Here is a 19229-nt window from a genome sequence, read left to right as displayed (position 1 = left end):
ACCTCCCCTGTATGACTGCTATACAACACACTTTCTTGATCTATCCTGTACTGTAACTGTACAGAGATTGTAGATATGAGTGTATGAGTCAGCCACAACAGCTAGATGACCTTCTCGAGGGGGGCAGCGATCTCAACATCGTTTGCCACAATAACCCCGACCCGGATTGTCTCGCGAGCGCACTCGCATTGGGTCGGATCGCGGCTCCGGCTGGCATCGACGAACAGCAGATCCTCTACAGTGGCGAGATTTCCCACCAACAAAACCGAGCGTTCGTCAATCTCCTTGACATTGACCTCCAATCCTTCGATTCGGCGACCGTCCAGAACCGTCAGCCGGACTCGTTACTTGCACTCGTTGATCATTCCATCCCGGGCGAGAACAACACAGTTCCCCCGGACACGGCCGTCGATATCGTGATCGACCACCATCCTGCCGAGGATATCGACGCTCGGTTCGTCGATCATCGTGAGGAACTAGGAGCAGCTGCGACGATCCTTACAGAGTACGTGCGCACCCTCGACATTGATCTGGATACGGATCTCGCGACAGCACTCCTGTTTGCTATCCGTTCGGACACCCTCGACTTCCTCCGCGGGGCGACATCTGAGGAGTAGGATGCGTCGGGGTATCTTCACGAGTACGCGGATCAAGAGATGGTCCGCCAGCTTTCCTCGCCGTCAGTGTCTGGGGGAACCCTCGACGCGATCTCGACCGCGATTGACAATCGAATTATAAACGGAGCGGTACTCATCTCTCACGTTGGCCGGACGACCGAACGAGATGCGCTCCCACAGGCCGTCGATTATCTGGTGAGACTCGAGGGCGTTCAGACCGCCATCGTGTTTGGACTCGTCAACGACGCAATGTACTGGATGAGGCGTTCGATGATGTCGGGAGTGGCGGTGGCCATCAGGACGTCGCGGGCGGTGAAATCCCGCTCGGTCTCTTTGCTGACTACACGTCCGACGATGCACAGTTGCTTGATATCGTCGGACAAATCATTACTACACGCCTGTTCGCGGAACTCAATCTGTCCGAATAGATAGAAGAGTAACACGAACGGTCATTCGATATGGACAGTTATTATCCAACTCCAGACCTCACCATGTTTTGCTTGATAACTCAATCCACACACGTGTGGTGAGCGGATCGCTCAGCGGTTTCGACGTGAAAAATAGCTGTAATGCTGACTACAACCTCTGCGCTGAGCAGTTGGACGACTACTTGAGTGTGTCGTCACCACCATCCCGCCGTGGCTCTGACACGTGAGTCTCGCCGCACCATCTTCCGGCAGATCGCCCAGCGATCCTATGCTGAGTAGCCCACATACGAGTCGGGCCTGCTGTTCGATCGCTCATCCCTCCCAGCGCTGGAATCGGACGTTCGGCTTGTTGCGGAGACATGGTTCCAGCATGACGATCACGAGGCCGTCGAACCAGTCGTCCACGCAGTGCCCCTCGCATACGTCCAGTTTGATGCCCACGACCGGTATGCAGGTTCGACAAGCTACGAGATGGAGACGCTGTTTCGCCTGTTCCTGCTGAAAGAATGCCATGGCTGGGATCACGAGACTGCCCTCGTCGAATACCTCACCCAGCACCCTGATTTCTGCGAACAGATCGGGCTGGACTCGATGCCGAACCAATCCACCCTGTGGCGCAGCTGGCACCATCGGTTCACGGCCGAACTCCAAGACACCGTCCAGACAGCAGCGCGAACAATTCTCATCAAAGCCCAAAATGCGGGTGTCTCTGTTCCGCGTGAACCAGACCGACAGAGCCGCAGACAAGGTGGCGAGAATACAGAATCAGATCCTGACGATCAAACAGTGTTAGACGAGGCCAAGAGAGTCACTGAGCGGGTCAGTGATGTTGCGTTCCCCGCGTTCTCACTGGACCGAGGCGAGGGGTGTGAGATCCACGAGAATGCCTACTGGGATCTCCAGACCTATCTCGGGCTTCGAGAAAACTTGGCCGCCAACGAAGGCGCTCGGAGCTTCATCCACGAGTCCAGTCGGGAACGGACACCGCTCGGCCACGCCCATCGTGAGCATGTACGCGACCTCTCCATCGAACAGATGCGGGAGATGTATCGACAGGCAGTCGGCCGACTCTTGCATCGTGTCGCAGAGACTGAGGAGTTCTTCCGAGCCGGCATCGTCGCGATCGACATCACCGAGGGCGATCCCTTCACGGGCGATCGAGCCGGCCACGAAGACGAGATTATCGGGACGAAGGAGAAAACGGACGAGTACGCCTACCAGTGGGCGACAGTCCAACTGGTCGGGAATGCCGTCCCCATCGTCTTAGATGCGCGCCCAGTCCGGAAAGGCGATACGCGTAAGGAGATCGTCGAGGACCTCCTGGACTCGGCTGAAGCGGCTGTCCACGTCGATAACGTGCTAATGGATCGGGAGTTCGACAGCCAGCATATCGTGGAGATGCTGAGTCAACGCGGGCTGTCCTATGTCGTCCCGAAGCGAATGCAGACCAGTGAGAAAGCCCAGGCGAAACGGCTCCTCAAGAAGGGAAAGGACCGCTACGAGACTGATCGGAAATTGCATCTCGGTGACAACGAGTGGCATTCAACGACGCTCATCTATCGCCGGAAGGAGGATTCCGAACACACCGATCATCGGCAGTACTCGGTGTTCATGACGAATCGGAAGAGTGGCCTTCTTACCGAGTACGGGTACAGATGGGAGATTGAGAGTGGCTACAAGTCCATCAAGCGGTTTATGGGTGCGACGACCTCGAAGCATTTTGGACTGCGATTCTTCTATTTCGCGTTCGCGTGTCTCCTGTACTCGATCTGGCGGGCGGTCGATTTACTCGTGCAGGTACAGTTGACCGGTGAATACGAGCATTCACCGATTGTAACAGCCGACAATACGCTAACGCTGTTGAAGAAGGAAACGGGAATTGGATAGCGACGGCTTCTCCCCGTTGTAGCCCGGCGTCTGAGTGGCTACGCTGTCGAAAGTCGCTGAAATTCGCGTATATGGTTGGAAGTTCAACAGAATTGGCTGTCTGGAGAGCAATCTGAGTCAGTTTCCGTACTCCGACTCGGCCAAAAACACGCATTACAGACCTGCTATACCTGCTGTAGTCTCAACTTCCATCCGGCTGGCATTCGATATAGCGGTATGTGGTTTATGACCCCACAATCTCCGTGTTTTCCTAGTGCTGTGGGGGGTCTCTGTAGGGAATTCGTGGGATTTTGGCGGAGGTGTAGTTGGTCGTGATTAGCCGAGTAATCACGACCACTTTGAAGTGTCCCGACGTCCTCCGGTAAGCACGAATGCCACAATTCACACAGCAGATTCCCTCTCCCCCGAGAAATCGGGCAACACACGGGGGCAGCAGAGGTGAGTTCCTCAATGTCTGAGCAGGACGATCCGACCCCACTCGCCAGTTCCTTCGATCGCTACCTCCAGGACAAAGGCAAAGGCCGCGGGGGAGACGGCGGAAACTACCGCCGTAACGCCGAGCGGGAGCTTCACCGGTTCGCAGAGTGGGCCGCCGGCGACCGTGGCGACGACTGGACCGGGATCGTCCCCGACGACGTCGACCGAGAACCCGCATTCGAGGACCTTGACGAAAGTGCGTTCCGCGAGTATGCACGACATCTCGCCAGTGACCGCGGACTCAAGCAGAACACGGTCCAGACCTACTATGCCTACATCTCGGCGTGGTGCGGATGGTGCGTCAACGAGGGGTATCTACAGTCCCACTACGCCCAGCGAGCGAGTGCGACCGCTCCACTGCCCGAAGACGACGGTCGCAAACCCGGCGACCAGCAGGCCTGGACACCCGAACAGCGCCACGAACTCACCCGCCACGTCGATCAGCAAGCGCGTGAGGCTATCGAGTCCTACGAGAAAACACCGTCGGTGGACACGGCGGCGGTAGACAAACAGCGAGCGCGCTACAGGGCACTGAAAGCGACACGGGATCGGGCGCTCGTGTTCCTCATCGCGTACACGGCTGTCCGGGTGGGAGAACTTCTTCGAGATCCGGATGATCCACGTCGACGCGGGGTCCGATGGGAAGACCTCAATCTCGAAGACGGAGGCATGGACGTCTACCGGAAGAAACAGCAGTGGGACACTGCCAGTCTTCCCGACCCCGTCATCCACCCCCTCAAACAGTATCGGAAGATGCTGAAGCCCCCAACCGACCGGTGGCCAGTCTTTCCCACGTTCGATCAACGGACGCTCGGCACACTCGTCCAGGAAGAACTCGCAGATCGTGGCCACCAGCCAGCTGCAATCGAAGACCGTCGCGATGAGTTCGTCCGCGACCTCCTGCTCGCGCTCGAAGAGGATATTCGGCCCCAGTCGATCACGACCGACGGGGCGCGGTCGATCCTCCAACGACTCACCAACGACGCCGGCGTCGACGTTGACCATCCCCGGCACCAGTATCTCGCACCCCACGGGGGACGGCGTGGAATGGGCGAGGTCCTGGTTCGATCGTTCGGGTACACCGTCGCCGCCCGGTATCTCGATAACTCCGAAGAAATGGTCCGAGAGCGGTATTCACATATCGAAGCCGGCGAACTCGGCGACGTCGCGACTGAAGCGCTCAATGAAATCGACGGATAGATCTGTTCCATCACATCTTCAATCGGCATTCGGCACGAGATCCCGATGACGAAACCAAACGTCGAGTTCCTCACTATCTACTTCAATCTTGTAGGAGTGAGAGTCTAGCTCTCGTCCCGTCTCTGTACTAAGAGCATCCTGCGATATGTCCACAACTATCCCAGTCTTCCCATGATGACGCGCGTCTGGATCGTCCTCTGCAACGTAAACCATCACCTCGTCGCCGGTCGAGTAGGGTTCGTCGGCTGGTTGTGGAACGTCTTCCATCACCAATAATCACGGTCCTGCGTCGTTACAATTTTGATGGTTGGATTGGAGGCGGTCAAACCACAAGACATCCAGCCTGCTCCGTCCACAGACCCACAGATTCTTTACTGTGCTGTGACCTGTCCCATGTACTTGCATGAGTCAGGCCACACTGGGGACCGCCCCCTATCGCAATTCGAGTCTCTTCTCGGGATACTATCTCGACGAGCGGGTCACCGATCTTGAGGACTGGGACTGTGACGAAGAGGCCGAGGCCGCGTTCGAGGAACTGGAGGACCTGTGGGCCGCTGAGGGTGATCTGCTGGCGTCATACAAGGAAGACGAACTACTGGGCTCGTGGATTGATGAGGTCCTCGATATCCTTGGGTTTGATTCGCTCCCGGAGACGACGATCCCGAGTGGGAGCGGCTACAACGACCGCCTGCTCTTTGGCTCGGCCGAAGCCCGTCGCCAAGCCGCCGGGCAGAAACGCGACGGTAACATCGAGGGGATGTACGGCCAGGCCGCGGCGGTGCTTGAAGCCAAACAGTGGGATGCGGATTTCACCGCCCAATTGAACGAGACACGGAACTATCGCGACGCCTCCCACCAGATCAAATACTATCTCGAACACACGCCCGAACGGGTCTCCTGGGGTATCCTGACCAACGGCAAACAGTGGCGACTCTACGGCACCAAGGACTACGCCACCGAAACCTACTACGAGATCAACCTGCCCGAACTACTGGAGACGGGCGACCTGGAAGCGTTCAAGTACTTCTATGCCTTCTTCCGGCCCGAAGCATTTCGAGAGACGGCCGGCACAACGTTTCTGGACACGGTCTGGAACGAATCCGAGACGGCCGCTCAGGAACTGGGTGCAGACCTGCAGGATAACGTGTTCACGGCGCTGCGTGTCCTCGGGGAGGGGTTTGTCCATACGAACGATCTCGATATCGACCCCGACGATGCGGCCGCCCGCGCGGAGCTGAAAGAGCAATCGCTCGTGTTGCTGTATCGGTTGATGTTCGTCCTCTATGCCGAATCCCGGGGACTGATCCATCCCAACGACCCAGACAAGCAATCTGAATATGACGAGCATTTCAGCCTCGACCAGCGCCGCCTAGAGATTCACGAGGCCATTACCTCCGGCGACACCTACGAGGATTACAGCGGGTATGCCACCCAGATTTGGGGCCAGCTGGAAGACCTCTTCCGACTCGTCGACGAAGGCGAGGCCGACCTTGGCATCCCCCCATACAACGGCGGGCTCTTCGATGATGATCAGCACATGTTCTTGGCCGACAACGAGGTGGCTGACCGCTATATTGCTGAAGTGATCCATCGGCTGGGCACGACTGAGGATGCCGATGGCGAGCCCGTGCTGGCTGATTATGCCGACCTGGACACGCGCCACCTCGGCAGCATCTACGAGGGGCTGCTGGAACACGAGTTCCGCATTGCATCCGAGGAGTACGCCGCAGTCGCCGAGGACGGCGGGCAGGTCTGGAAGCCCGCCACGGAGGTCAGCGTTGCCGAGGCCGTCGAGTCGGTTGAGGCAGGCGAGTTGTATGTCGTCAACGACGAGGGCGAGCGCAAGGCCACGGGAGCCTACTACACGCCCGACTACGTGGTGTCGTATATCGTCGAGGAGACGATCGACCCGCTACTCGATGAGATCAGATCCGATCTCGAAGCCGATGGGCTTGAACCCGGTGACCGGGGGTATTTCGGACGCTTCTACCAGCGCGTGCTGGATCTGAAGATCCTTGACCCGGCGATGGGGTCGGCGCATTTCCTGACGAGTGCGACCGCGTATCTCACCGAGCAGGTGATGGAAGTCGCTCGCGAGCAAGAACAGCAGGGCCGCAACGAGCAGGCACTCCGGCGGACGATCGCCAAGGAGTGCATCTATGGGGTCGACATCAACGGCATGGCCGTCGAGTTGGGGAAGCTCTCGATGTGGCTGGAGACGCTGGCCGCCGACCAGCCGTTGGCCTTCCTGGATCACCACCTCAAGGCCGGCAACTCGCTGGTGGGGTCAGATATTACGGAGGTGCTGGCTGACGATGCCGGGAACGAGGACGGCCAGTTGACGCTCATGCAGTCGGTCGCGCGGGCGCGTCGCCAGACACTCGAACACGTCATGGACCTGATGGCGGAGTTGCTGGCCATCGATAACGAATCGCTGGCCGATATCAAGTCCATGGAGGAGATCTACGACGAGATCCGCTCGGACAAACTCTATCAGCGCCTTTTCGAGATTGCCAACGTCCACACAGCCGAGCAGTTTGGGCTAGATGTACCCCGTGATGGAGACGAGAACGGGACCGAGGACGCCTATCGGATGCTCGCCGAAGCCATCGAGGATGACGATGCCTGGGCCGACGTACAAGAGGAAGACTGGTTCCGGACGGCTCAGACCATGGCCTACGAGGAAGCCTTCTTCCACTGGGAACTAGAGTTTCCCGAAGTGTTCTTTGATGCGGATGGGGAGAAACGTGCGGATGCCGGGTTCGATGCAGTAGTCGGGAATCCGCCGTGGGGGGCAGATTTAGGCACTGAGACGGTGGAGTATATGTCGGGTGAATACTCGCTCCCTAAATCAGCTAATGACACCTTTGCGGTCTTTACAAAGCTAAGTCTACAGCTTGCACGTTATAACGGTGGTATCGGGTATATCCTCCCAAGTGGCTGGCAGACTTCAGACAAATATGCTGATTTCAGGGAGTGGCTGGTCCATACCGCAGAGCTAGAGAAATTGGTGAATCTGCCGTATGATGTCTTTAGCGATGCGTACGTCGATTCTTCCGTCTTCGTGTTACAGAATACTTCCACCAGGATTGAGGATCTCTCGGCAACCGATACGGTTGCTCAGGTGATCAACTACGACCGGAAAGCCGAGATCGACAAAATTGAACGGGAGAGTGGTAGTCGTGTCGATTATTCACGGTGGTTCCTGGACCACTTCGATGAGGATGATGAGTATGAATTTGTTTCCTATCTGAGCAAGGACGAACTTGATCTCGAAGAGAAGATCGCAAAGAACGGGATCCATTTGTCTGCTGTTGCTGATATCCAGCGTGGCATCACACCATTTGATTTGGTTGACGATGGGGACGACAACTATTCCCCGGCACTAGACGGGAATCTACGTCGATACACGTATGGCTTTTCTGGCGAAAAGTACGTCGAATATCATGATGGGATTGCGGAATACAAGCCGGAACGGTACTTCACTGGCGAGAGGTTGATTCTCCGTGAGTTGATTAGTCGTCAGTTCCGGATCCAACTGGCGCTCACTGATGAAGACTTTGTGACGAATAAATCATACCAGAGCATCTTAGTCGATGATGACCGGTATGATGCAGGCTATCTTCTCTCAGTCCTGAATTCAAAGCTTCTCTCCTATTTCCATGTTCGCCGCTCGGCCGTTGCACTTCGAGATGACTTCCCGAAAATCGTGCTGTCGGAAACGCGGTCGTTGCCAGTCCCAGAGATTGACTTCGATACTCAGACACAAGAGTATCCGTCTTCGATCTCTCCGACACAGATAGAGATCGAAGATGGGGTTGTCAATATTGCTGCTGATGGTGGTGGCTGTTCGGTTGCGATCCGTCCGGATGCAAGTACACATGATTTACTTGCGACCTTGGCGCGAAGTACGGTGAATCATCACAAGAAGTACCGGAAGTTAAATACGAGTTTGAGCGACCACCTTGGCAACTATCGCCAGGGGCAGTCACTTACCGAGATCGGTTTTGCTCAACCTCCAGAGGGTGCGGGTGATTCTATCCTTCACCAGACTGCCGAGCAAAAACCGAATCTCCGCGTTGGTGAAGCATCCGTCGAACGCGATTCGGCCAATACCATCCGCATCCAGATGACGGCCCGATATAAACCAGATCGAGAGGCTGAACATCAGACTGACCGCTGGGGGTATACTGAGACGGAGCCTCTTCCAGCACTTCGGATCACAGACCTAACTGAAACGGAGGCTGATCTTATCGAAGTCTTTGTCCCCATAGCTGTTGACAAGGCTGATGGATTCGCTAATTTCCGCGGGACGGCCACCAAGACGAATTCACTTATTGATCGTCTGCGAGCACTGACTTTGCCAATCATGGACGATGTTCGGGAGGGGTTGAAGAGTTACATTCAAACTAAGCAACGGGCAGATGAACTAGAGCGCCAAATCGTGCAGATGGAAACGTTCATCGATGAAATAATCTATGAGTTGTTTGGTGTGACAGACGATGAAATCTCACTCGTTGAGGAAGCTGTGGATACATTGGGACCATCACTTCGAGCTCAGTCTGAGTGATGGCTTAATTTGTGACCGTGGAGATTCGGTACGCCCCCGCGGTCGCGGACGTGGAGGCCGGGCTGGAAAGTTACATCGAGACGATGGAACGGGCCGACAAACTGGAGGCGAAGATCGAGCGGACCGACGCATTGATCGACGAGATCGTCTACGAGCTGTATGGGCTGACCGACGAGGAAATCGAGATCGTCGAAGAGGCTGTTGGGAATTGAAAACAGCCACCAGTTCGAAGTTGAGATTGACTTCCTCCCACCCCTGAAGGGGGTGGGCTTCCGCTATCATCGTGTCAGCGGCCAAACTGCGATGAACAACATCCACGACGCAGTCCGGTCATTGCTCGCCAAGCGACGTCAATACGCGAAAGAAGCCGTTGTTGACATCGCTGTTCGCGATCAACAGATGTCCGACAACGGAGCAGATTCCCTTTACACTGAGAAGGCCCGTGCCCTCCGCCGACTCGAACACAAGATCGAAAACAAAACCGTCGATGGTGACGACCTAGGTCTGATCGCCGAGGCCATCCTCCGGTACGAACTCAACAAAGCGGTCGAACAGTCACCAGATCAGGTTAGCGCAGCGCGCTAACAATGGCCTCCGGAACCGAAGCCGTCGCGACAGGGATGGAATTTGATTTGACAGTACTAATCGTCGGTCGCAGCGGCCGGCGAAGCGGGCTCAACATTTTCGGCGGCGGTGTCGGCTTGGAACTTCTCGAGGTCTTCCCGGAGCGTCCCAATCTGTTCGCTGAATTGGTGTGTTTCGGTGGTCATCTCGCCCAACATCGACTCCTGCTGTGATGCCGTCGCCGCCAGTTCGTCCGTGTTGGACGCCGTTTCCGAAACCGACTCCGAGAGTTCGTCCACGATCGCGACAACTTCCTGTGTCGATTCAGCCTGCTCATCGGCGGCCTGATCGACCTCTTGAATGGCTGTATTCACCTCGACAACATCGCCAACGATGTTCTCCAGTTGCGTTATTGTCTTGCCGACCGTCTCGCTCCCGTCTGACACCCGTTGTTGGACGCCCGTGATTTCCTGTCGAGTCGTTTCAACCTCGGTTTGGATGTCGTCGATCAGGCCTTCCACGTCTGCCGTTGCCGCGCGGGTTTCCTCCGCCAGTTGTTTCACCTCACTTGCGACGACGCTGAACCCCTCGCCTGCAGTGCCCGCTCGTGCCGCTTCGATGGACGCGTTCAGCGCGAGGATGTTCGTCTCTTCGGCGATTCCATCGATCAGTTCCACAATGTCGGCCACTTCGTCCGTGATCTGTTCCAGGCTCTCGACCGCCGATACAGCCTGTTGGGTCTGGTGATTGATCTCGTCCAAGGCACTCTGTGCATCTGACGAATTGCGCTGTGCTTCACGGCCGATTTCAGTAACAGTCTCAGTCTGGTTGGCGATCTGGGTGACTGACGACGAGAGTTCCTCAACGGTCGCGGACACTGTCGACAACTCTTGGGCTGCATCACTCAGCTGTTCCTGTTGAGTCGCACTCCGGTCAGCGATCGTATCGGCAGTGGCCGAAACCAGCGCAGACTGGTCGGCAACCTCGCTGCCGGATGCTTCGACAATCTCACTCTTATCGTCGACTGTCTGGGCGACTGACTGCGTCTGGGCAATCAATCCTTCAAGTGTCTCTAACGTCTCGTTCAGCTGGTCCCCCACGTCGGACATGGCATCGCTCAGGCTCTCCGGATCGACACGTGCCGTGAGGTCACCATCCGCGACCGCCGATAGCGTCTCGTTGTACTCAGTCGCCTTCAGTTCAAGATGTGAGGCGAGTGCGTCGGCTTCGTCCCGGTTCGCCTCAGCCTCGTCGCGAGCAGCCTCAGCCGTCTCTCTCGCTCCCTCGGCCTCCTCACGGGCCTGTTGAGCCTCACTGAGTGCGCTCTCAATCGAGTCGGCGGTCCGGTCGAGTGAATCGAATATCTCGCCAATTTCGTCAACGCGGCTCGTCTCGGCTTTGTTCCCATATTCTCCGTCATCGATTCGGTTGACCTGTGCGTTGATCTGCAAAAGTGCCCGGTACATCTCCGCGTAGCCAAGAAAGCCTGTTGTCGCTACGACGGCCGCGATGAATATGGCCGCGAGCAAGACGCTGTCGAATAGAAACACAGCGAGCGCAGGGCCAAGCGTGACCGACAGGACAGGGCCGAGGATGAACAATCGTAAACCCAGGCCACGCCGCAGTACTCCCGGAAGGTACGGCTCGATTCCCATCGGAATTCGCCCAATCGCAGAAAGGATTTGTCCAGTGGTGCTCATTCGCTACCAGATATACAAGCATGAAGGCTCAAAATACACCGACGCAACTCACGAGCCGATATGTGGGGTGGGCTCAAGTGCGGTCGTAGTAACAGTGGGATTCGTATGACATCTGACCTCCCCACCGGCTTGGACTACGAGGAACGCGACGGGATCGGCATCTGGAAAATCGACTCGCTGGCAGAAGCGCTAGAATCCGGCGCGCTTGAAGAAGGCGAACAACACTTCCGAGAGCACGCTGGCCAGCCCGACATGAATGGCTGCGTTGTCCAGATCGATGACGCGGAGACAGGCGGTTCAGACACACTCGAGCACGTTGCCGAAGAGTGGACTGCACTGGGCGAAGAAACAGGCATCGATAGGACTGCGTACGTGACCGAAGGGCTCGCCCGGATGGCGATTGCACAAAAAAATGATGCGGAGGGCCACACTGCGAAAGGTTTCACAGACCTCGAAGAAGGGCTCGCGTGGGCCAAAGAAGCCTGACAAAAACCGATTGCGATCTTCCGGCCCCAATTTTCAGCCTACATGGTGTTGAGAAACAGCGAGGAGAGTGCGATGCACAGCAACATCCACGACGCAGTCCGATCGTTGCTCGCCACCCGTCGCGAGTACGTCAGAGAAGCCGTCGTCGACACCGCTGTTCGCGATCAACAGATGTCCGACAGCGGTGCCGACTCGCTGTACGCTGAGAAGGCCCGAGCCCTCCGCCGACTCGAACACAAGATCGAAAACGAAACCGTCGATGGTGGCGACCTAGGTCTGATCGCCGAGGCCGTCCTCCGGTACGAACTCAACAAAGCGGTCGAACAGTCACCAGATCAGGTTAGCGCGATGCGCTAACATGGTCTCCGGAACCGAAGCCGTCGCGACAGGATTTCTCGGCGCGGGTGCGATCGGGGCCACCATCGGATACGCGGTCAAGAAAATCGCCAAGATCGTCGCCGTCCTCGCCGGCCTCGAACTCGCCTTTCTCGCATATCTCGAACAAATCGGGATCATCACCGTGGACTGGTCAGCGTTCGCGTCGACACTCGGCAGTGGAACGTTTGGCCTGGTCGTCAACGGAGCCTCATCGTCCGGATCGACGCCGCTCCTTGGCCTTCTCGGGACACTCCCCGTCGGGACTGGGTTCGCAGGCGGGCTGTATCTGGGGCTGAAGAAAGGGTAGTTCCAGGGCCAGGTATTAAGCCCCGGAAGATGACAGACGAGTGTGCGAACGGTCGAAATCGAGGTACTGCGCGGTAGCGAGTGGGAAATGCTGGTCTTCGAGGATATCGAGAAGTTGACTCTGGCGGGCGCTCCACACGAGGACGGACTGCTCTTCACGCTCACCGGGACCCGTGACGATCAACCCAATCAAGTCGAGACAGGAATCCTCGATATTGCCGAGAGACACGAGCCGTTGCTCGATACGCCCGTCCCGCGAAACGAGTGTGGCACGAGCGTCCCTCAATCCCTACGAGAAGAATAGAACGGCGAAAAGCCTCCGTGATGGGACAGTCGATGGCTGTTTCAACGGATTCACCAGTTGGGCTTAACCAACAAGTATGGGGAGGTACCCCTGCTTTCGCCCCAGTGTTGGTTAAGACTGGCCCACCCAAGAATCTGCTTCGTGCCAAATTGGCTCGTGGCAAATTGCTTCGAGGAAAGATTGGGGTACGGCGATCCAATTGACCAATGTCGCAGAACAAACGACTCACTGAGTACTGGGATGCGGACGGTCCAGGATCGGGACAGAGTGGAATCGCCGCCTCCTATCGAGAGCCCGTAACGGCCGACCGGCTCGTCACCGACGGGTTCTACCAGCTGAAGGACGGCCAGAGTGCCGACTACGGACTCACACTCCGTCGATTCCAACGCAAAGACAAATCCAGCCAGTTGTTCCACAACGAGCGCCGGTATCTCGCCCACGCTCGATGGGTAAGTGACGGCGACGTCAATTCCTACGTCGACGAGCATGGTGAAGCCGTCTGGGAGCTCCCATCCGCCTACGCGAACTTTCGCGAGGAATTTAACCGGTGGCTCCACCAAGCGAGCGGAACGCTGACCCGATACGGCTACGGGATCGGCCCCAAGGCCGTCGAAATCGCACTCCGGGCGCTCGCCGGCAAAGGGCGGTATTCGGTGGAGAACTACGACCTCATCGTCTGCGACGACGCTCCTGCCGTGCTGCTGGGTCCAGCCGGAACAATCCTCATCCGACAACACCCGATCCACAAGCCCGATCTGGAAAGCCAGCACGCCGCACACCCGGTTGAAACTCCAGCCGGTGAGATGATCGTCGAAGAAGACAAGCCCGCCATCCTGACCGGAATCGAACGCTTCGCGAGGATCCTCGAGCAGGACTTCGGCATCACGATCACCGACCACGTCTCCCCGCCACGATCGGGAACCAGCCAGCACCGGTTCGCAGTCGAGAACTTCACCGTCGACGGAGAGACAATCGAAAGTATCGCGATCAACGCCGACGGGCTTGCGACACTCGGCCAGTGCCACCGGGACCCAACCGACGTGCCAGTGTGCGGTGGCGGTGTCGTCGACGCGCCCGTCGGAGACGGACAGTACCGCTGCAGCTGGGACGGCCCAGACGAAGATGAAGAAATCGGCACAGTGGACAAGTACGGTCGAATCGTGGTCGGCTACGAGTTCGACTGGCGGTCAACGGTGACCGGACCGAAGAAGGATCAGGCCTGCGTCCGCGTTCACTACCTTCGGTTTAAAGGCGGAATCCAGAACGAGTTCGTTCGCGATGATTCGGTGACAGACCTCGAATCCACTGGAATTTAAGCTTCAGAAGTTTAAAACAGATCAGTCATCAACAAGTTGTGGCTGTGCGAATTCCCCAGCCGGACAGTAGTAGTTCCGGCACACAAACCCCACCCCACCTATGAGTAAGCACGACACGAGATCCGCAGACGTATCGGCAACAGACTTGACCGCATTCCAGAAAGAGGCCCTACTCGCCATCACTCGGCTAGAGAACAGCGACGAAGAACCGTACGGCCTCGGAATCAAGCGCCAACTGCAAGAGCGCCTCGGCGAAGAGGTCAACCACGGCCGCCTCTACCCCAACCTCGACGACCTCGTCGACCTCGGACTTCTCGAAAAAGAAGCACTGGACAAACGAACGAACACGTACACTCTCAGCGAAGAAGGGAAAGAACTCCTGCGGGCCTACCGCGACTACGTGGACGAAATGGTCTCAACGGCACTCTAGATCGGTCAAACACGTTCGCAGCCACCGTTTTGAGTTGCGGTTGTGCGACCTAAATAGCCGATTCTATCTATGTACGACAGATATCCTTGCCCAGATTGCGGCGAACCAAACGGACACGAGCCACAGTGTACGCACAGTACAGCATCGCGAGCCGACGTCGAGAAAGCCTACATCGATATTATCTCCAGACTGATGGTCAGCCCAGCGCCGGGCGACGAACTCCGAGACACAGCCGACAGTGAGTGGTCCGATCTCCATGACGACGCCTTCGCTGAGTTGCTTTCTGCAGGACTCGTCGAGATGGACGGCGACGGCGTCTTCGAGCTGGTCCCACTGGACGAAGCTCAAGACCCAGTCGATCCTCAGTACGATCCCCTCGCGACGATCTTCAAACACGGCTCCGTTCCAGGAGCCCACGACAACGCGATCTTCGCACTCGTCGCCTGGTACGAAGCCCGCGGCCTCTCGTGGCACGAAACGAAAGAGCGGGTCATCGACTGGTTGCACGAAACCGGCGCGTGGGAACGTGGCGGGTTCAAAGAGAACTCGCCCGAAGAAGTCCTCGCGAAGAAGAAACATGTGTACGAAGGCCCCGGCAACGGTGACAGGTACGGCTGGAAGAACAAAGCGAAAGAGGCCAAACGAGTCATCGATCGACATAGCTCATCCATAGAAAGTAGTAGACCGGAGAGAATGCAATCGGACTGACCATATCACCCTCACATCAGTATAGACGGAGGGAGAAGAGAGGGACACACACCTCGTCCCGAGTTATAGAATCACAAAAGGGGGCGAGGGGTGCTCAGAGGGCAGATTTGGACTGGGTATAACTTGGGACGAGGTGTGTACTACTAGTCTAGGAACTCTAGACTAGAAGAATAAAGTTAGAACACGTTTTCGATACTCTGCAGCATTATCCTCCCAATTCAAGCTATACGGCTTCTATCCTCCTCGATCTGTATACAGACCGTCCGCCATGTTGTCTCTTCCCTCAACTGGATTCTGTCGTCTCGGGCCCCAGTACACTTGCTGTCTCTATAACTTGGGAAGAGGTGTGTGTCTGCTGCCTCTCTATAACTTGGGACGAGGTGTGTCCGGTCACCTCTATAGCTCGGGACACGGTGGGGGAGCAAAGGTAACAGCCAATATCTGAATATAATACGACCGTCACCTCATAGTATAACCAGGTACGAGGTGTCCCCTCTGGAAGCAGTATAACTTGGGACGAGGGGAGGGTTGACCTCATCCCAAGTTATAGGTATTCTACCGGTTTCAGTGCATTCAGGCTCTATATCCACGGTTATAACTCGGACCCTGCTCCCCTAGATTTATTCCAGATGCGTGAGTGCTCGCCATATGGAAAACAGGAGCCAAGACGGCGAGGAGGAAGATCCCCTCTTTGCAGATACTCTCAACAAGGGTGGTGGTGGGGTCTTCCAAAATCGAAAGCTGGTCGACATTGACTATATTCCAAACGAAGATCGGATCGTGGGGCGGTCGGACCAGATACAGCAAGTGGCTGAAGAGATCGCCCCTCTTTTAACTGGTACCCCTGCAAATTCGATTCTTATTTTTGGAAAAACAGGAACAGGAAAATCTCTCGTCGCAAAACACGTGATGGAAAGGCTCCAATCTGAAGGGAGGAGGCAGGAGACAGACATCGGGATTGCATATGTGAACTGTTCTCAGACCACGACTACTTCCAGAGTTGTTCGGAATATTGGTCAGAACCTCTGTACTGAGGAGGCAGCGACGAACTTTCCAGAAAGAGGGATTTCTGTCGACGAGTACTATGAACGGCTCTGGCGGTTGGTAGACGATCAGTTTGATGGCGTCGTCATAACCCTTGATGAAGTGGATATGTTGAAAGACGACAATCCACTCATGATCTTATCTCGAGCGGGAGAGTCTGGTTCGGTAGAAACGCCGATTAGCATCATTGGAATCTCTAACAAAATCAACTACCGGGACCAAATGAACCAGAGAACAAAGAGCTCATTTGGACATCGTGAGTTCGTCTTCGATCCATATGATGCGAAACAGCTACAAGAGATTTTAGAAAACAGACGGGATGCATTCAAAGAGGGTGTTCTTGAACAGGGGGTCATCCCAAGGATAGCAGCACTGGCAGCAAAAGAACATGGAGATGCTCGAAAAGGGGTTGAAGTTCTGAAGTACCTTGGTCAGTACGCAGAGCAGAATAACAAATCCACGATCGCTGAGGACGATATTGATCAAGTCCGAGAGATTGCAGAAGCAGAGCGACTGCAGGACTTACTAGCAGGATTGCCTCAGCATACCCGATATGTCGTAATCGCAATTGCTCTTCTGACGGAAAACAATCCGAATGAGGATTGGTTCCGTACAACCCAGATCATCGATGCTTATCGACGATTCTGTAGCAGAGAAGGATATGATGCGCTCTCGACAGACCGTGTTCGGGAGCTACTCGACGAAATCGCGTTCTTGGAGATTACCGAGAAGGAAACCCAACACTCCGGTAAGGGGAAAGGTACGTTCAACCAACATCGGCTGTTGTGGAAACCCGACGTCGTCGAGCACATCAATACGTAATCTTCTGAGACGACAAAACTCCATAGACCTCTCGCGTTCTGAGTATTTAAAACCGGCGTGAGCAGGTAGTGACGGCCTGTGATGTCTGTGAGTTCCAAGTCAACAGAGGGGCCGTCAGAGGATATAACGAACGCCAGCAATATCAATGCTGACGAAATCGCCGCCGATGAACTGTACTCGCTGCTCGACCCAGTCGACAGCGAGTCCATTGCTGGCGAGTTCAGAATCGGCGTTCACTCCGACAAACACGACTTCACGAACGACTGTATCAAATTCAGCAGTTGGAATCGCCATCGGGGATTTCACGGCCATTGCAGTGATTCCATCGAAGACGAACCAATCTTCTCAGCTCCGATGTATTCACCATGTATCCACCACTCTTCACTCATCAGTATAGTTCATAACAGGTCTGTCTCTACATCAGTCGTCAGCCATCGTTGATTCCCGTACAGCGGAGGTGTTGGAACGGGTTGTCCCGACATGGAACGTTGCTAACTGCTCAGTCAGCTCACTCGCTTGCTGATTGAGCTCGTCCGTTCGATCAAGTGCCTGTGTCAGCGCTCGGACCTGACTTTCGGCCTTTGTCTCGATATGCTCTGTTTGGGTCGCAATGGTCTGACTCTCCTCTGAGACGCTGTCAATTCGGCCGACAACGTTCTGTGCCGTCTGTGCCTGCGAATCGGTCGCGTCGTCAATCTCTTCGATCCCGGCACTCAGTGCCTCTGTCTGATCAACCATGCTGTCGAACGCCTCTACTGCGGAGGTGACAGATGTCACGCTCTGTTCGACCTGAGTTTGAACGTGTTCGACATCTGTTACTGTCGTGTCCATCTGATCACGAGCGTTATCGATTATCTGCTCGATGCGATCGGCCGACTCTTGGACTTCGTCAGCCAGCGTCTTGATTTCGTCGGCAACCACCCCGAATCCGGAGCCCGCATCTCCAGCACGCGCTGCTTCGATAGATGCGTTCAGCGCGAGCATATTCGTCTGTTCGGTGATGTCGGTAATGAGTTCGACAATCTCCGCAATGTCGTCGAACTGTGATTCAAGTTCACGCACAGCGTCGGCAGTCTCGACTGTCCGTTCTTGGACATCTTCCAGTTGATCCAGACTCTGTGTTGCCTCTTGTCGTCCGGTTTGGCCGATACGGGCCGTCTCGGCGGCTTGGTCTGCGATGGTCGTTGTCTGGCTTGCCACCTCTTCCACTGTCGCTGAAAGCTGCTGGAGGTCAGTTGCGACATCGTCTAAGTGGTCGCGCTGACGCTGTGTACCCGTCGAAATATCTGTCATCGATGTCTGGACTTCATCAACCCCGGCCCGAACCGAATTGACATCCTCCTGAACACCGTCGCTCGCTGTATCGACACTGTCTGCAAACGACCGAATGTCCCCAATTGTCGCCTCAAACGTCGACATCATCTGGTTGAACGACTCGGCAATCGAACGCAGTTCGTCGTTAGCAATCTCGGTCTCTACCCGGGTCGTTAGTTCTCCCGACGCGGCACGTTCCATTGCTGTACTCAGTTCACTGTCTAATTCAGCCAGTAACTCGTCAAGCTCTGCTCGGGCATTTTCAGCCCGTTGCTCTGCCTCCCGTGCCTCTGTTTGACGCTTTTCCGCGTACGAACGCTGCTGTTCACTTTCCTCGATACGTGTTTGTAACCGCTCACGGGTCGTATCGAGCGTCCGAAACATCTGCCCGACTTCGTCGCTTCGCTCGGAGCCAATCTCGCGGTTGAGTTCCCCGTCGGCGATTGCCTCCATTTCGGTCACCAGCCGGTCGATAGCTTCGGCAATTCGGTACGAGACGACACCGATTACGCCAGCAGTGAGTACAGTTGCCCCGAGCGTCACCAGCATCAGTGGCAGGCTTCCGACAACAGCGTAACTGCCAACAGCAACGGAACTACCTGAAATCATGACGACACCGGCGAATCCCACTAATTTCAGTCGAAGGTTCGATTTGAGACGGTCGATCATATATTGTGA

The 19229-nt window shown here is 56.0% G+C and carries 15 protein-coding genes and 3 pseudogenes; 15 read left to right on the top strand and 3 right to left on the bottom strand.

Going from position 1 to position 19229, the window contains the following annotated elements; translation table 11 throughout:
* The first annotated feature begins 83 nt into the window (after window positions 1-83).
* From MU521_RS21715 to MU521_RS19360, 3 genes and pseudogenes are all read left to right on the top strand, one after another.
* Window positions 84-1045, top strand: a pseudogene (locus tag MU521_RS21715) (DHH family phosphoesterase).
* Between the two features lie 210 nt (window positions 1046-1255).
* Window positions 1256-2932, top strand: a pseudogene (locus MU521_RS19365) (transposase).
* A gap of 450 nt (window positions 2933-3382) precedes the next feature.
* Window positions 3383-4609, top strand: a complete 1227-nt coding sequence (locus tag MU521_RS19360; RefSeq protein ID WP_092695064.1) for a tyrosine-type recombinase/integrase — start codon at window positions 3383-3385, stop codon at window positions 4607-4609.
* An 18-nt stretch (window positions 4610-4627) separates the two neighbouring features.
* Here the strand turns inward: MU521_RS19360 and MU521_RS19355 are convergent, their stop codons facing one another.
* A complete protein-coding gene (locus tag MU521_RS19355; protein ID WP_092695062.1) occupies window positions 4628-4876 on the bottom strand; it encodes a DUF8139 family protein in 249 nt (82 codons plus the stop codon).
* Window positions 4877-5012: 136 nt separating this feature from the next.
* On the opposite strand from MU521_RS19355, the gene MU521_RS19350 reads away from it, so the two are divergent.
* From MU521_RS19350 to MU521_RS19340, 3 genes are read left to right on the top strand one after another with little or no spacing between them, the layout of a single operon-like run.
* Window positions 5013-9179, top strand: a complete 4167-nt coding sequence (locus tag MU521_RS19350) for an Eco57I restriction-modification methylase domain-containing protein (protein ID WP_092695060.1) — start codon at window positions 5013-5015, stop codon at window positions 9177-9179.
* A gap of 11 nt (window positions 9180-9190) precedes the next feature.
* Window positions 9191-9391, top strand: coding sequence for a hypothetical protein (locus MU521_RS19345; RefSeq protein WP_245681228.1), 201 nt, complete (start codon window positions 9191-9193; stop codon window positions 9389-9391).
* Window positions 9381-9764, top strand: a complete 384-nt coding sequence (locus MU521_RS19340) for a hypothetical protein (RefSeq protein WP_139171188.1) — start codon at window positions 9381-9383, stop codon at window positions 9762-9764. Before MU521_RS19345 ends, MU521_RS19340 begins: the two co-directional genes overlap by 11 nt.
* 56 nt (window positions 9765-9820) lie before the next feature.
* Here MU521_RS19340 and MU521_RS19335 read toward each other — a convergent pair whose 3' ends face one another.
* A complete protein-coding gene (locus MU521_RS19335) occupies window positions 9821-11398 on the bottom strand; it encodes a methyl-accepting chemotaxis protein (protein WP_245681227.1) in 1578 nt (525 codons plus the stop codon).
* A gap of 150 nt (window positions 11399-11548) precedes the next feature.
* Here MU521_RS19335 and MU521_RS19330 point away from each other — a divergent pair, with 150 nt between their 5' ends.
* The 9 genes and pseudogenes from MU521_RS19330 to MU521_RS19290 form a co-directional block, all read left to right on the top strand.
* Complete coding sequence (locus MU521_RS19330; protein WP_092695054.1) at window positions 11549-11929, top strand: hypothetical protein; 381 nt, start codon at window positions 11549-11551, stop codon at window positions 11927-11929.
* 72 nt (window positions 11930-12001) lie between these two features.
* Window positions 12002-12286: a hypothetical protein gene (locus MU521_RS19325; RefSeq protein ID WP_139171187.1), complete on the top strand. Its 285-nt coding sequence runs from the start codon at window positions 12002-12004 to the stop codon at window positions 12284-12286.
* A 1-nt stretch (window position 12287) separates the two neighbouring features.
* Complete coding sequence (locus MU521_RS19320; protein ID WP_139171186.1) at window positions 12288-12614, top strand: FUN14 domain-containing protein; 327 nt, start codon at window positions 12288-12290, stop codon at window positions 12612-12614.
* Between the two features lie 42 nt (window positions 12615-12656).
* Window positions 12657-12917, top strand: coding sequence for a hypothetical protein (locus tag MU521_RS19315; protein ID WP_092695050.1), 261 nt, complete (start codon window positions 12657-12659; stop codon window positions 12915-12917).
* A 407-nt stretch (window positions 12918-13324) separates the two neighbouring features.
* Window positions 13325-14233 carry a hypothetical protein gene (locus MU521_RS19310; protein WP_139171185.1) on the top strand — a complete coding sequence of 303 codons (909 nt, stop codon included), beginning with the start codon at window positions 13325-13327 and terminating at the stop codon, window positions 14231-14233.
* 100 nt (window positions 14234-14333) lie between these two features.
* Window positions 14334-14663, top strand: coding sequence for a helix-turn-helix transcriptional regulator (locus MU521_RS19305; RefSeq protein ID WP_092695046.1), 330 nt, complete (start codon window positions 14334-14336; stop codon window positions 14661-14663).
* 69 nt (window positions 14664-14732) lie between these two features.
* Complete coding sequence (locus tag MU521_RS19300; protein ID WP_139171184.1) at window positions 14733-15371, top strand: DUF7474 family protein; 639 nt, start codon at window positions 14733-14735, stop codon at window positions 15369-15371.
* A gap of 648 nt (window positions 15372-16019) precedes the next feature.
* Window positions 16020-17237: an orc1/cdc6 family replication initiation protein gene (locus tag MU521_RS19295; protein WP_092695042.1), complete on the top strand. Its 1218-nt coding sequence runs from the start codon at window positions 16020-16022 to the stop codon at window positions 17235-17237.
* 81 nt (window positions 17238-17318) lie between these two features.
* Window positions 17319-17498: pseudogene (locus tag MU521_RS19290) on the top strand (IS4 family transposase); the annotation flags it as partial.
* A 159-nt stretch (window positions 17499-17657) separates the two neighbouring features.
* On the opposite strand, the gene MU521_RS19285 reads toward MU521_RS19290, so the two are convergent.
* Complete coding sequence (locus MU521_RS19285) at window positions 17658-19220, bottom strand: methyl-accepting chemotaxis protein (protein ID WP_175452937.1); 1563 nt, start codon at window positions 19218-19220, stop codon at window positions 17658-17660.
* Window positions 19221-19229: the final 9 nt, after the last annotated feature.

The sequence above is a fragment of the Halorientalis regularis genome, from assembly GCF_023698535.1.
Taxonomy (GTDB): Archaea; Halobacteriota; Halobacteria; order Halobacteriales; family Haloarculaceae; genus Halorientalis; species Halorientalis regularis.
Note: the sequence above shows the minus strand (reverse complement) of the source record. Positions and strands in the feature narration are given on the sequence as shown.